This window comes from Abyssisolibacter sp. ZYX002 (genome assembly GCF_056892235.1).
Window position 1 is genome coordinate 665,579 of record NZ_JARMXH010000002.1, and the last position, 14,497, is coordinate 680,075.

Here is a 14,497-nt window from a genome sequence, read left to right on the forward strand (position 1 = left end):
TATAATAGTGTTGATTTATAAGAAAAAATTAAAATCTTCTGTCAATTGAATATATAATAAAAGTATATCACATGTTTAACTATATAGTTATTCTTATAAACAAGATAATATAAACCCGCCTAATGTTCCTCCAAGTATTGCAAAAAACGCATTAGTTAAACCTTCTTTTAGGTTATCTCCTGATAAAGCCGATGCAAAGAATAGTCCTATGGCTGCTGCCCATGCCATATCTATCCACGCTGAACCTGATTGTACTATTAGCCCAACTCCATGATTTAATGCCCAACATGTACCAACTATGAAACCAGCTGCCATCCATCCTCCTATAGCACCCCAAGCTTCACACATTTTGCCCCAACATAATCTAATCAAAAATGGAAATATAAATGCACCTGCAAATGTTGTAATTGCATGCTCTAAACTCATTGGCTTATGCCCCTTTCTATCTGTAATAGTATTTCTTATTTGTTATTAGCTAAATGTCTCTCTAACTTATAAGCAAAGAATCCTCCTACTAGCCCTCCTGCTAGTGTTACTCCTAGCGTTGGAAGTGAGTCTATTCCAGCTTGCACTCCGTTTTCAAATACTCCTCTCATAGTACCAGCAACACCTATACCTAATGCCATATCTATCCAAGCGCCGTCATTGTTATGAATACCTACGTTATGATTTAAAAACCACATTATACCTATAATTATTAGTCCCGCAAACCAGCCTCCACCAATACCATATGCTTCAGCAAATTTGCCCCAAACGCTCATTACAAAAATACCAGCAATAGCCGTTCCTATAACTGTACCTACATGCTTCATACAAATCCTCCTTTTGTCTTTTTTGGTGTTGTGCAATTTTAGTTTTTTATATATATCGCCTCCTTAAACGTTTTCCTTTAAAATAAAATTACATATTCCATATATCTATTTTACTTGTGGATGCTCCCACAGCTCCTGCTTTTATACTTTCTATAACATCCTCTTTAGTGCTAATAAGCCCTCCTGCTATTAGTGATACTTTAGTATGCTCTTGTACTCTCTTAATAATCTTTGGCATTATACCAGGCATTATCTCTATGGCATCTGGTTTAGTAGCAATAACAGAGTTTATCCCAGTTTCTAACGATAGAGAATCTAGCATGAATAATCTTTGAATCGCCCATATTCCCATCTTTTTTGCTTTCTTAATTAAATTACTTTTTGTAGTAATGATACCATCTGGTCTGATATTTTCACTAATATACTTTAATGCTACGGTATCTCTTGAAAAGCCTTCTAGCAAATCTATATGGACATAAACATCCATACCTGCGTTTTTGATTTTATCAACGACATCTTTTAGATTAAATATATTTCCTGTTAATAAAAAAACGATTTCACAAGGCGATTGGATTGCCTCGGTTATTTTTGAAGTGTCATTTACAGCTGCAATAATTGGATTCATCTCTATCTTTCTTTGAAATTTGCTCATAGTTATCTCTCCTACATAAAATTTTTCCTAAATTCCAAGATTAGTGATAGATGATTTTTTTAATTTTAGGTATTAAAAAATCCACACCAAATTAACCTATGTATTTAGGTTGCTTTTGTGTGGGCTCTCCTTATCTCCAGCCATAATATGATATTTATATACATTCTATTATATATTTCTCCATTAGTCAACATCTTTTATTAAAATGGTTAAATTTTCATAATTTTTAGGTATTGTGATTTCGCACAAAAAAGAAAGCTGTATACCCAAATTTGTATCTTAGTTAAACAGCTCTCTAATTGAGAATTATTGTTTGTTATAAATTCTAACTTGCTAATATATCTTTATATCTACCGTTTGTAAATAGCTTTACAATATTATCTTTGGCTTTATCATAAGCTTTAAAAAGAGCAATACTCTGCTGCAATTTGTGATAAACCTTCCAATAACCACAAACTAAATAATTTGATCCATCATGTTTAATAAAGCTCTCTACATCTTTTAACGGCACCCCTAAGAACAATCCTATTTCGTGTGGACACTGGTGCTTATATCTATTTTTTAATCTTTCTAAGTACTCATAAATACAAGTACATTTATCATAACCACAGTTTTTTAGAAACTCTCTATTTTCTTTGCTATTAAATACATCCTTAAGGCAATTCGGTATAAAGAACAATACAGAGACATGTTGACTTGTTCTTTTAAGTTCATAATAAGTTACTTCTCCTAATGAAAATTGTTCTTTATAATCATCCCAAAGTTTGTATACATTCCTATTTCTTTTATTGAATGTTAGAATTGATGAAGCTTTTTTACATTTAACAACAGGCGCTAAATGATAAGCTAAAGTTGCCATCAGATATTGCTGATCATTTAATTCTTCTTTTTGCTTCATAAATTGCTTAATAGTCTCTGTGGTCATGTACTACACTCCTTCTAACATTTATAATTTATTTTACTAAATCATTTCCTAGATTTTCACACTTTTCTATATCATCAACTTCTGGAGTAAGATGTACAATAAGTCCATCTTCTATTAGTTTAGCTCCATAGTCTCTCATTCTTTCTTCCCAATTTCTCATCCATTCACCATCTCCCCAGTCATAAGAACCGAAAAGAGCTAGTTTTTTATCACTCCAATCAATATCTGATAAAGCTTCAACAAAAGGTTCCATTACATCTTCTTCTAAAACTTCTGCTCCCATCGACGGGCAACCTAGTGCTATAAATTGTGCTTCTATAACATTTTGCTTTGTAGCATCCTCTACTGAAATAACTTCTACATCAACGCCGTCTACTCTGCCACCATCTGCAACAGCATCAGCCATCATTTTTGTATTCCCTGTTCCTGACCAATAAATTACTACCATTTTACTCAAGGTTATTACCTCCTAATTCAATATATGTGTATTATTTTGATAATGATTATCGTTATTATTAATTGTACTTCAGATTCTTGCTTTTGTAAAGAGGAAATTTAATATTTATAATAAAATCTTAAATCAAAATAATTGTTACACTTTTAATAGCTATATAGCATACTATATTATAAAATTCTAAAGGAGCGATTAATGAATGAATGAATTAATAACTACAAAACAACATAAAATAACTAACTCAAATGTATATAAACCTCATATTGTAGTATCTAATCTTAGCGAAACAATGCCAGTTGCTATACCTGCATATTCTCCTATGCAAATTAAAACAGCATATAATTTCTCTCCTAAATACGATGGTGAAGGAAATACTATTGCTATTATAGTAGCTTATGGTAATCCAAATATCATGAATGATGTTGAAGTTTTTAATGAGCGTTTCGATTTACCTCCTGCAGACATAGAAGTATTCTATCCACAAGGTCAACCACCTTTTGTTGACCCTGAATGGCAATTGGAAACTTCTTTGGACGTAGAATGGTCCCATGCTTTAGCACCTCGTGCAAAAATCCTACTAGTGGCTGCTAAGGACAGTACTTTCGAAAATTTAAATGAAGCTATACTCTTTGCTATTAATGAAGGAGCTAATATAATATCTATGAGCTGGGGTGCTAATGAATCTGCTATGCAACTTGAATTCGATAAAATATTCAAAGATAAGAACGTAGTTTTTGTTGCTTCTTCTGGTGATGCAGATGCTGTTTCTTATCCTGCTTCATCGCCTTATGTAATAGGCGTAGGAGGTACTTCAATGCAACTAGACGAATGTGGACATCGAGTTGCTCCGGAAACTGGCTGGTATGATAGTGGCGGTGGTATTAGCGAATTCGAAGTAAAGCCAGCTTATCAATATATCCCTAATAATGCTCAGCCAAAAACTGATATGCGTACTTCTCCTGATATATCTTTCTTTGCTGACGTCTTCCCTGGTGTTCCAATTTATGTAACTCCAGTTGAACCAGGTGAAAATCCATCAACAAAACAACGACAACAAGGAAATTGGATTACTGTAGGTGGAACTAGCGTTTCTGCTCCATGTCAAGCTGCTGTTTTAGCAAATGCACTTCCTACATGTGTATGCTATAATATGCCTGCAGTTCTATATGAGATATCTAATTCGTGCAGTGAACATGATATTAATAACGACATAAAACCTTATATTGATATTAAAAATGGAAATACACAGTTCTATCCAGCTATTAAAGGTTATGACTATGTTACAGGGTTAGGAAGCCCAGATGTAACTAATTTCATACATGCAATTAAACGGTATTATGAAATATATAATGATTAATGATAAATAACGCAACAATGAAGGAGCATTCTTACAGCCCCTTTTAAGTCATCAAGATAGCAGACTGTATTTAAGAATTCTAGTGGGGCGTGTTAAAATTGAATATCAGAGCTTACTTAGAGTTAAGTGAACAACGGAAATTTTAACTACAACGCAGAAATTATACTTTTTTCTACAGTCTAAAAAACAACTAAAGCATCTGCTCTAGTTGTTTTTAATTTATGTATCTATTATTTACTGTATAACTAGTTATCTTTTGTTAAATCTTTAATACCGCACCATCATAAGATGCCATTTGACGCAAAATTAGGTACCGCTGTTGATTGTTTCTACTGGAAAATAAGCTTTTCATCTTCAATCAAAATAAGTTTATTAGTCTTTATTTACTCTCCTGATGGTATATGGCTGGACAGAGCTGAGTAGTAAAAAGGAAATCTTTTATTATCCTCAATACAACATTAGGTGGTATTATACTATCTTTTGTTTTTTCAAGTAACATACCCCTTTGTGGCATTTTGCAACATATTTAGTTATAACTTCTCTTTTATTTCCTTTTCTAATACTATCTCAATCTCTACTGGCTTTCCATATCCATTGTAAGCACATGGAAATATCTGCACTAACCTCCATCCTACTTTTGCATACTCATGTACAATCTGCTTATAATTACCTTCACTAAACAGGCCAGCTATTGACGCTTTTACAAATTTATATTCATACATGTTGTTCACCTCTTATAATTTAAGCTCTTCATCATATAGTATTAATGCTTCTGCTTCTTTGTATTTTTCATTCATCTGTGATGTTTCTAAGTAGGTCATAAATATTTTATCTACTGGCAATGTTGCTTTTATCATATAAGATGTCTTGTACTTGTTATTTTCAAAATTGCTAAATGCTTTTGCTACATCAACGCTAAAAGTCATATGTAAAAATGTCCTATCTCTCTCACTCCAAGTACCTTCACTACTCATCCCCCTATATAAGGCCACACTAGATATATCAAGCAACTGAAAATATGCCCTTATAAATCCAAGTCTATTCACTATATATCTTCTTCTATTTTCTTTACTCCCAATACCTTTAAATACATCCTTTGTACGTGGCTCTTTACCACGATAAGGTACTAACCCCATCTCTGCAAGTACTATACACATTCCCTTAATCCATTCTCCAGAGTTAGGATTTAATACAATGCTATCTGCTGTCATTTTTTCTTCTTTTTCAAGTTTTAAATACTCCATATATTTTTTTAGATCCTTATATAAATACTCAGAACCTTCATTAGCACTTAGATCAAGTCTTTCTTTATTTTTTAGTAACAGTGAGTTTTCTTTAAGCCAGCAAATAGCTTTTTCTTTGGCTATAGATATTTCTGATTCACTCACAATCTTATCATTCTGATTTGCTTCTATTGTTATTTTATCCTTATATTTATTGACTATATGTGATATTTCTGTGATGTGATATTCTTCAAGTTTGTCCGAATTTTTTTCAAATTGAAATTTTATTACTTCTTCAGCGGGCAAATCCCAACATTTGCCTTCATCTTCATATTTAGTAATACGCCATCTAAACATACCCTCACTAATTTGTACTTCTTCTATAAATCCAGTAGTTCTTCTTCCATCTAAAAGTCTACACTTATTCCCTTTTACAAGTAATGAATATTCTCCTTTTATAAATTCACTATCAGGTAACATGTTGTCATCATATTTATGTATACTCATTTTACACCACCAAATCTATTTTATTATAATAGATATTATATCATAATATTTTATTACCCCAGTGATTCCTATTTCTATATAAGTATTATTTAACTTAAATAATAATAATTTATTACTCTATTCTGATTTATCTGCTATAATATACTAGTCAATTAAAGTGTATATAAACGTAATATATCTTCTAGGGGGATTATTTTGACTAAACAGAATTTAAACATTAAACAGGTATTAGGATTTGGAGGAGCTTTTATTGGCTTTTCTACTGGCGCTGGATTTTCTTCTGGTCAAGAAATACTACAGTTTTTTACTTGCCATGGATTTAAGAGCTTGCCCATCGTCATCATAAGCGCAGTTATATTTATATGGTGTGTTAACTGTCTACTAGAAAAAGGTCGTGTTCTCAAGCTTGAAAACTCAAGCGATGTATATAAATACTATTGTGGTAAGTACATAGGTACTTTTTTTCAGTGGTTTATACTTATATTTTTATTTTCAGCTATGACAATAATGATATCTGGAGGTGGAGCAACTATTCATCAATACTATGGTCTTCCAAGTATTTTAGGAAGGTGTATTATTGGTATATTAGTTTTGATATCTGTTTTATCTGGGCTTGATAGATTGATACAAATAATGGGTAAGCTTGGACCGTTTATAGCAATTACGGCTTTATTCGTAGGTGGAATGAGCATACTTGATAATATAGACGGATTAAGAGAATCTAGTAAGCAGATAACTCTATTATCAGTACCGAAAGCGACATCTTCTTGGCTATTTTCAGGTTTCTTATATCCTTCTTATACTATTGTGGCTATTACTCCTTTTTTAACTAGCATCGGTAAAAATGCAGAATCAAAGAAGACTACATTTTTGTCTGCATTGTGGAGTGGTATAGTACTAATGCTTGCTGTTTTGATGTTGAATCTAGGAATGCTTGCATATATTAATAATGTTTATAACAAGCCTATTCCTGTTTTAGTCCTTGCTAAAAAATTAATTCCAGCTCTAGGTGCAGGCTTCTCTATAATTCTAGTTTTAGGTATGTTTTCAACCTCAACTGCAATGATGTGGTCAATATGTAGTAAATTTGCTAATGAAGGTACTAAAAAATACAAAATCATAGCAACTGCTTTGCTAATCGTAGCTTTTGCAGCTGGTTCTTTACCTTTTGAAAAGCTAATTAGTATAGTATATCCTATTACAGGTTATATGGGTCTCATCTTAATTGTTGGAATGTTATATAGAACATATATAAACAATAAATATGAGTCTTTATAAAAACTGTATTGGGGTTTGCCATAGGCTCATTTCTTAGTATAGAAATAAGCCTATAGCTAGGGTTAATAATATGATAATTGTGGTAGTAAATGGCATAATTGTTGTGCATTTTATGGTTTTATTATTGAGTAAATCTATTCGCGGAATCATCTCAACTTCTCTATAAAATAAAAAAACCAACTAACTCATTGTCAGTCGGTTACGCTACTGCATCCACATAGTATAAAGCGTCCAAATGTAACTATGTTTCTCTTGCTCTGTTTTTTACATATTTTGCTGTAAACCAATTATATAATATTATGGAATATATTGCAATACTTTTAGTAATAAAACCACTATTTGTTTTGACTAGCAATGCATATATTTTATACAAATTTTAAATTACTGTTTCTGTTGTTTCTTCTATCAAATAATAATACATACAATATAACCTATATTGGTTATAACTATATGATTATTGTTATCTTTTTGTATCATCTCATGCATTTCAAACATTTTTTAATTAAATTCCAAAAACATAAAATTTTTGTAATTATAATGTAAATTTTGGTTATTATAAGTACTGATAAACAAATTTATCTAGGAGGTAGCGTATGCATACTCATAAAAATGCAAGAGAAAATGTAGAATGTGTTTTAAACAAATTACATGAAGCACAATCTGAGTTAAATTCAGCTGTAAGTACTGTGGAAAAGGCACACAACAAGGAAAATATTCAAGGTATACTGAACTCAGTTAATCAAGCTGTTCAGCATGCCACAACAACTCTTAACACTTACCAAGAGTCTTAAGTCTATACAGCACTACAAAAGGGATTAAGCTAGAAAAAACTTATTCCCTTTTTGTATACCTTACTTTATACCAAACATTATATCTATACTCATCTTACCACCATTCATTACATAAGCTTCATAGATATATTTTATCTCAATGTTATTCTGTCTAGTATAATCAAATAGCATTTGGTAACCATTTTCTCTATCTTTTATATCGCATGTTATTTTTAGACATATCTCTTTTTCTTGTCTTCTTATGTTTAAATTATTATTTTTATCTTCTGTATAAGCAAATATATCAAAGCTATCATCATTGTTTATATCAAATCTAAACATATGCCTTGATAGAAGTCCAATTCTACTATTTATGTATGAATAAAATTCCCCTATCGCGAAATTAATATCTTCATTTCTACTATATGTTTGATATACAATCTTTCCTCGCTCTATATAATATCCTTTGGTAATTTCAAGCTTAACTATATCTAGTGTATCAGATTGTAACTCATTTATGTATTTGTTAGTTATTTCTTTTTGCTTTTCTAATTCTCTTAATGAAGTTCTTATTTCATTTAATCTGTCATTGTATATCTCCAAGATGTTCGCATCATTTTTGCTTAATACCTCTTTTATCTTCTCTAGTGAAATATTTATCGCTTTCAACTTGATTATCTCTTTGACTGTTTTAACCTGCTCTTTGTTATAATACCTATACTGATTTGTAGGGTTTATATAAGCAGGCTTTAGCAATCCTATATCATCATAGTACCTTAATGTCTTCTTACTGAGCTTTGTTATTATAGAAAACTGACCTATACTATACATATTTGTTACCTCCATTTTTTTACTTTCATAATAGGAATTTTGTAAAGCTCATGGTGTTCGTATATTTTATAATTTTCTCTATTTAAAAAAGCACTTATGCATTTTTGTATTTGATTAATCATATCTTCATTTAATCTTCTTCCTAACTCTACAGAAGACTCTCTAGGATATCCTATGTGCCCAAAGTTTTTAATCTTTTTGTTTACTTTATTTGGGAACATCATACTTAATGACTTTATCTCAAAATCAGGTAGTTTTTTATACACCGCATCTACCAACCCTGGCGATATATCTAACATACAAGACGTTTCTATCCAACCGGCGTGAAAATCATTTTTATATCTATTAAGTTTATCTGACAGTAGTCCATCATGTTTACACTCATTATTACTAAATATATACCCCATTGGAGAAAATGCTATGTCTTTATATCGCTTATTAATTTTATAACATGCTTGTTCTATAGCTATTTGATGCTTTGGATCTGCATGTCCAGATATTATAACTATATTCTTTACTTGCCAGCTTGCTATTGCTTCTAATACTTGAATAACCAACTTATATATTAATTTCTGTGATACATGTATATCTCCACAGCTCCCTTTTATATCTGAAAATCCAAATGGTATAATAGGCATGGTTAAAAAAGTATATTTATTATATACTAACTCCAATTTTTCTATCACTCCTTTTATCCAATGCTCTGTCTCATATATATCTACTCCTAAAGGCAAATGTATGCTGTGTTGTTCTATTGGTGCAATGCCTATCATTACTACAGTTTTATCTTTATCTAGTTCTTCAATTTGTGTCTTTTTTAAATCCGCAAGTTTAAAACTCATTGTATACCTCCTTTACTATATACAATGAGTTTATCTATTCCCCTTACTGGAATGTCAAATTCTTATAGCACTGATTTATTTTATTTCTTCAATGTTACTATTTCTGCACCTATATCTACTTCTATAACTTCTGGTACTATATATCTCTGATCAAATAAAATCATATTCCATGTATCGTTATAAATAGCATTGCCTGTGAAACATTTCCTTTTGTTCTTATTCAAGTATTTCAATACTTTTTTATTGTCAAATTTTCTAATATACAATTGATTTTCCATTTCTCCTTTTATCTTTATATCATTTATATCAAATGACTGTTTTTTACCTAACAAATCGTTTACATATAAGTCTATTACATAAAATGCATCTTTATCCATGCAACCTATGTCTGCAAGTATCGTAGTTTCATTGTCTTTTCCTCTAAATTTGTTAACAGCATCTTCATAGTTAAAATTGTTAGTCTGCTGTGGTTGAACTAATGCTATAAACTGCACAAAATCGTCTGACATTCCTATATATACTGTTGAAAAACTACCTAAATATTTATCTAACTTCTTAATTTCTTCACTTATCCAATCTTCTGTATCTTTATCGTAAGTAATACGCTCCACTATGTTTGACTTGATTTTTGCATTTATAATATTATAGTTACTTGAATCTTTATGTACTAGAGTCATTGCCTCTTTAAAATTTCTTAGACTATTATCTTTAAATTCTTTAGTCAACTCTACTTGTCTAACACTTGCCTTATAAAATTGTGTTTCTCCAAACATAATGCTTATATAATAATACTTGCTTTCCTTGTCTTCACTCAAGTTGGCTAACTTTATTTTTATTTTTTCATTTTCTGACTTCTGTACAGTAGTATCATTAATATCATCCATTAGTATGTATTTTTTATTTACAGTTAATTCCAATACATCTGAATCAATTATGCTCCAATTACCAGAAATACTAGCTATGTTATCTTTTATATCATAATTACTATAATCCTTCTTAAATGTTCCATCTTCATTAAATGTATAAATATTACCAGGTGCATCACCACATGGCCCATCAGTCCATGTCCCGCATAGTACATCATTCGTTACACTTGTGTTATGTGAATTGTTACTTTCTTCCACCACATTTAATTTTGCACAACCTATACATCCGATTATTGTGATCATTATTAATATAATAATTTTTTTCATGAGTAGCTCTCTCCTTCTCCTCTTCAATTAAGTTAAATCAACCATATCTTACTGTCTTTGATAGCAAGCAAGTTCATTTTACCAAACCCTAAATAATTTGTCACTTATTAAATTTCAGTAAACATAAGTAATTTAATACAAAAATACAGGAATGCCTAGTCTTTAAGACATTCCTGTATTCTATATAGGGTGGATTGGTTAAACTTATAATATCGATTTGCAACTTGACTATAACTACATAATTATTCTTGGTTCTCTATTCTAAATTCGAATCCATTTTTGGCATTACCATTTAACGATATAGTGACTTCTGATAGCCCTTGTAGGTCTAGCTTATAGAATTCGTCCGAATTTAAAACAGCTGAGCTTAAAGATTTTCCTTCTTGTATCTCTGAAGCTATTCCCCAATAAATTATTGGATGCATCTTGAAAGTGGCCTTTTGTTTATATCCCACTACTTTTTTCTCCATCACTAATTTACCAGATTTGTATAGCCCAGCGCTAATACCTTTTTTTATACGAAAAGTATTTAATACTTCTATTAAATCTGTACTTGATGCAGCTCCATTTTCTTCAAGTACTATCCCTGTTCTATTCTTATCTACTGTATATCTATTGCCAATCGAAGCTGTCAATAGCCTAGTATGGTTAGATCCTTCATTCCATGTTACCCCAACTTGAGATTCTATAGGATATACAAATTCACTCCAAGAATCTCTACCTATATCTTCTATTACTTTCCATGCTACACCTTCCTTTAAAGCATCGAAGGTTGTAGCTTCATTTTTGGCAAATATAAATATCTTAGGTAGATCGTTATTTATGGATTTATTAATATATGTTATTTTAACTTCTGATAACATATTTCTCCCCTATTCTTGACTTTCTACCTTAAACTCATAACCATCTTTTGCATTACCATTAAGAGAAACTGTCATTTTTGAAATGTTTTCTAAATCTATTTCATGGAAATGATCTGAATCAAGCACTGCTGAACTTATTAACTCTCCTTCTTGTATCTCAGAAGCTATTCCCCAATATAATTTAGGATGTAGTACAAAGGTTGCCTTTTGCGCATATCCGACGATATCTTTAGTTATCATCTTTTTACTTTCGTTTCCATCTTTTTTATAAAAATTAACACTTATTCCGTTGTTTACATGGATATTGTTGATAACATCTATTGATTTAGTGTCTTTTGCTGGACCATTGTTCTTTAAGACTATACCTGTGTTATTTTTTTCTACTATATACGCTTCTCCTATTTGTGCTGTTAATTCTTGAGTTTTACAACTTCCATTGTCCCATGTAGCTGCTACGCTCGTCTTTATAGGGAAAATGAAATCGCAAGATGATCCTCTGCCTACGTCTTCTATTACCTTATACGCTACTCCATCTTTTAAAGCATCAAACGTAGGTGTTTCATTTTTTGTAAATATAAATATCTTTGGTAAATCTTTATTCATTGATTTGTTGATATAAGTAATTTTTACATCTGAACCCATTACATATTTCCTCCTTTAGATTTGTTTAATACATGTATTATCTTTATTATATAGATATTTCTTAAATTTGTGTTATATTATTACTATATTGTTATATTGTTGATTCGTTTTGTTGATATGCGTTTATCTTCAGTTTAAATCCCTAGTAAACTTTTCAACTGTTTTATTCTATCTCTACTCAATGGAACATGTTGATTTATATCTTCAAAATATATATTATATGTATAGTTAATTTGAGGTACTATCTTCTTTACTTTAATCAAATTGACTATGCAACTACGATAACATCTAAAAAAACAGTTCTCACACAATCTATTTTCATAGTAACTTATTGTTTTAGATGTAACAAACGAATCATTTTTAGTATGAATATATGATTTGCGTCCTATTTTTTCTATATAGTAAATTTCTTCGTTTTTAATTAGTATAACTTCTTCATCTCTTACAACTGCAATAAAATTTTGTAACTGTTTTCCCATATAAATAGTTTTATCACTTGTCATGCCTTCTCTCATAAACCTTATTCATCCTTTCAAGTTTTATTTTATTATAAGTATATTTTATTCCATATAAGTATTTAATTGTAATTTATGCTGTCAGTTGTTGATATTGCAACTTCTTTTGTAAAATAATGTATCCGAAAGTTAACTTTTATTCCCTTTATTTGTCTTATTAAAGATTTGCTGTTAACAGTTAGATTGAATTGTTAACTTTAAAATAATGTGCCCATAATATGTAATAAAAATAAACCTCATTATAGAAAGAATAAATAATACATTAGCATCTACTTAGAGATATTAAAATAAGGGGGAAATCCCCCCTACCTAAAATTGTAGTCAATTCACACTTATTACTAGATCATACATATAATTAATAATAGTATTTTTATCTATAATGTAAAAGATTCTTGTATAAACTCTAGAGTGTTTTTTATAATAGTTCTTGTTTCTTCATCATCGTTAAATAAATCAAACCCATGTTTGCCATTACTATGTGTTTCTAAATGACACTTCATTCCGTTCTATTTTGCTATCTTTCGTTATTTATAGTTTCTAGTTTACAATAAAATACTGTATATACTTTTGATAGCAAAATCGAACTTACAAACCGTTTAATCTATTTATTATTTTTGTCAGTTCTGATTCTAAATCTTTTTTGCATTTATTTTTATATTTATCTGGTTCTAAATATACCCCCATTTTTTCGCACAGACGATGGATAATACTGTAGAGCAATATTCTTTTTTCTTCTGGTTCCTTTTTGTACTCACTTAAAAATCCTTTATATACCTCTTTATCAAGCTCTCCAAATGGAGGGTATTTTAGCGTAGCTATATCATATGCCTCATCCCACCACATTACATCTCCTAGAGATAATATTTTTGTTACTTTCCATGTTTCTGATTTTTCTAAATATATATTCCAAAAGAATGCACTCATATGAATCAAGGATGGTTGATGGTCTTTTAGATACTCCATATTATCTTCCCACAGACTTATAATTCCATTATATAGCTCTTTTGAAATTAATCCTTTTTCGTATGCCAACTTTCCACTACCGTTTAGAATCTCTGCTTTGTACATATACTCATTTGGTGATATCGGATATTTAACTTCAAATAGATCCTTATCACTACAAACCCCTGATTTTTTTCCTTTTATAGAGTGAAGTTTCCTATAAAACTTCCCTATTTCTCTATAAATCTCTATTTTCTCTTCTATTGATACTGTCATCAAGATATCTCCAAGTCTCTTGCCACCAACTCTGGTTTGTACTAAGAATGGCTTTTCTATGTATTGACAGCTTTCATCTATCATCAACACCTCAGGGGCAGGTAACTGATTATTCTTTAATATATTTACTACATTGTGTTCATGTCTAAGACCTCCTGTTGGCTCTTGATGTGTGATAAGTTTAAAAAATACAGTTTTACTGTTACTGAGTTCTACTTCATAATGATGTCTAATCCACTGCCCTCTATCAGTTATATTTATAACTCTTAACCCCATATGTTTTGCTACATAATCTTTGATTTGAGATACATACTGATTATTCATATCTACCAATCCTTTCAATCATTTTTCACTATTATATCAATGTATTGTTGACAACATTTGGTCATGAAAGTTCATGACATACTGTTGTCTA

At 30.5% G+C, this 14,497-nt stretch carries 17 protein-coding genes; 3 read left to right on the forward strand and 14 right to left on the reverse strand.

Annotated elements, in window-relative coordinates; translation table 11 throughout:
- Window positions 1-93: 93 nt before the first annotated feature.
- The 5 genes from P3X86_RS09135 to P3X86_RS09155 form a co-directional block, all read right to left on the reverse strand.
- Entirely contained in the window at window positions 94-426 is a 333-nt protein-coding gene (locus P3X86_RS09135) for a Lin0368 family putative glycerol transporter subunit (protein WP_483292364.1), read from the reverse strand.
- 35 nt (window positions 427-461) lie between these two features.
- Window positions 462-812: a Lin0368 family putative glycerol transporter subunit gene (locus tag P3X86_RS09140; RefSeq protein ID WP_483292365.1), complete on the reverse strand. Its 351-nt coding sequence runs from the start codon at window positions 810-812 to the stop codon at window positions 462-464.
- A gap of 88 nt (window positions 813-900) precedes the next feature.
- Window positions 901-1,464: a glycerol-3-phosphate responsive antiterminator gene (locus P3X86_RS09145; RefSeq protein WP_483292366.1), complete on the reverse strand. Its 564-nt coding sequence runs from the start codon at window positions 1,462-1,464 to the stop codon at window positions 901-903.
- Window positions 1,465-1,789: 325 nt separating this feature from the next.
- Entirely contained in the window at window positions 1,790-2,389 is a 600-nt protein-coding gene (locus P3X86_RS09150; protein WP_483292367.1) for a DUF3793 family protein, read from the reverse strand.
- A 28-nt stretch (window positions 2,390-2,417) separates the two neighbouring features.
- Window positions 2,418-2,846, reverse strand: a complete 429-nt coding sequence (locus P3X86_RS09155) for a flavodoxin (protein WP_483292368.1) — start codon at window positions 2,844-2,846, stop codon at window positions 2,418-2,420.
- A 196-nt stretch (window positions 2,847-3,042) separates the two neighbouring features.
- On the opposite strand from P3X86_RS09155, the gene P3X86_RS09160 reads away from it, so the two are divergent.
- Entirely contained in the window at window positions 3,043-4,200 is a 1,158-nt protein-coding gene (locus P3X86_RS09160; RefSeq protein WP_483292369.1) for a S53 family peptidase, read from the forward strand.
- Window positions 4,201-4,730: 530 nt separating this feature from the next.
- Here P3X86_RS09160 and P3X86_RS09165 read toward each other — a convergent pair.
- On the reverse strand, window positions 4,731-4,922 hold the full coding sequence (locus P3X86_RS09165) for a DUF4177 domain-containing protein (protein WP_483292370.1): 192 nt from the start codon (window positions 4,920-4,922) through the stop codon (window positions 4,731-4,733).
- Between the two features lie 12 nt (window positions 4,923-4,934).
- Window positions 4,935-5,930: a hypothetical protein gene (locus P3X86_RS09170; protein ID WP_483292371.1), complete on the reverse strand. Its 996-nt coding sequence runs from the start codon at window positions 5,928-5,930 to the stop codon at window positions 4,935-4,937.
- Window positions 5,931-6,125: 195 nt separating this feature from the next.
- Here P3X86_RS09170 and P3X86_RS09175 point away from each other — a divergent pair, with 195 nt between their 5' ends.
- Both P3X86_RS09175 and P3X86_RS09180 read left to right on the forward strand, forming a co-directional pair.
- Window positions 6,126-7,208, forward strand: a complete 1,083-nt coding sequence (locus tag P3X86_RS09175) for a YkvI family membrane protein (protein WP_483292372.1) — start codon at window positions 6,126-6,128, stop codon at window positions 7,206-7,208.
- Window positions 7,209-7,801: 593 nt separating this feature from the next.
- Complete coding sequence (locus P3X86_RS09180; protein WP_483292373.1) at window positions 7,802-7,999, forward strand: hypothetical protein; 198 nt, start codon at window positions 7,802-7,804, stop codon at window positions 7,997-7,999.
- A 60-nt stretch (window positions 8,000-8,059) separates the two neighbouring features.
- Here the strand turns inward: P3X86_RS09180 and P3X86_RS09185 are convergent, their stop codons facing one another.
- The 7 genes from P3X86_RS09185 to P3X86_RS09215 form a co-directional block, all read right to left on the reverse strand.
- Entirely contained in the window at window positions 8,060-8,809 is a 750-nt protein-coding gene (locus tag P3X86_RS09185) for a MerR family transcriptional regulator (RefSeq protein WP_483292374.1), read from the reverse strand.
- A 5-nt stretch (window positions 8,810-8,814) separates the two neighbouring features.
- Window positions 8,815-9,651: a creatininase family protein gene (locus P3X86_RS09190; RefSeq protein ID WP_483292375.1), complete on the reverse strand. Its 837-nt coding sequence runs from the start codon at window positions 9,649-9,651 to the stop codon at window positions 8,815-8,817.
- Between the two features lie 80 nt (window positions 9,652-9,731).
- Window positions 9,732-10,844, reverse strand: a complete 1,113-nt coding sequence (locus P3X86_RS09195) for a hypothetical protein (RefSeq protein ID WP_483292376.1) — start codon at window positions 10,842-10,844, stop codon at window positions 9,732-9,734.
- A gap of 242 nt (window positions 10,845-11,086) precedes the next feature.
- Window positions 11,087-11,707 (reverse strand): hypothetical protein, encoded by a 621-nt coding sequence (locus P3X86_RS09200; RefSeq protein WP_483292377.1) that lies wholly within the window; start codon window positions 11,705-11,707, stop codon window positions 11,087-11,089.
- A 9-nt stretch (window positions 11,708-11,716) separates the two neighbouring features.
- Complete coding sequence (locus P3X86_RS09205; protein ID WP_483292378.1) at window positions 11,717-12,349, reverse strand: hypothetical protein; 633 nt, start codon at window positions 12,347-12,349, stop codon at window positions 11,717-11,719.
- 134 nt (window positions 12,350-12,483) lie between these two features.
- Complete coding sequence (locus tag P3X86_RS09210; RefSeq protein WP_483292379.1) at window positions 12,484-12,864, reverse strand: LytR/AlgR family response regulator transcription factor; 381 nt, start codon at window positions 12,862-12,864, stop codon at window positions 12,484-12,486.
- A 585-nt stretch (window positions 12,865-13,449) separates the two neighbouring features.
- The gene (locus P3X86_RS09215) at window positions 13,450-14,406 is read right to left on the reverse strand and encodes an aminoglycoside phosphotransferase family protein (protein WP_483292380.1); all 957 of its coding nucleotides are present in this window, start codon (window positions 14,404-14,406) and stop codon (window positions 13,450-13,452) included.
- Between the last annotated feature and the right edge of the window lie 91 nt (window positions 14,407-14,497).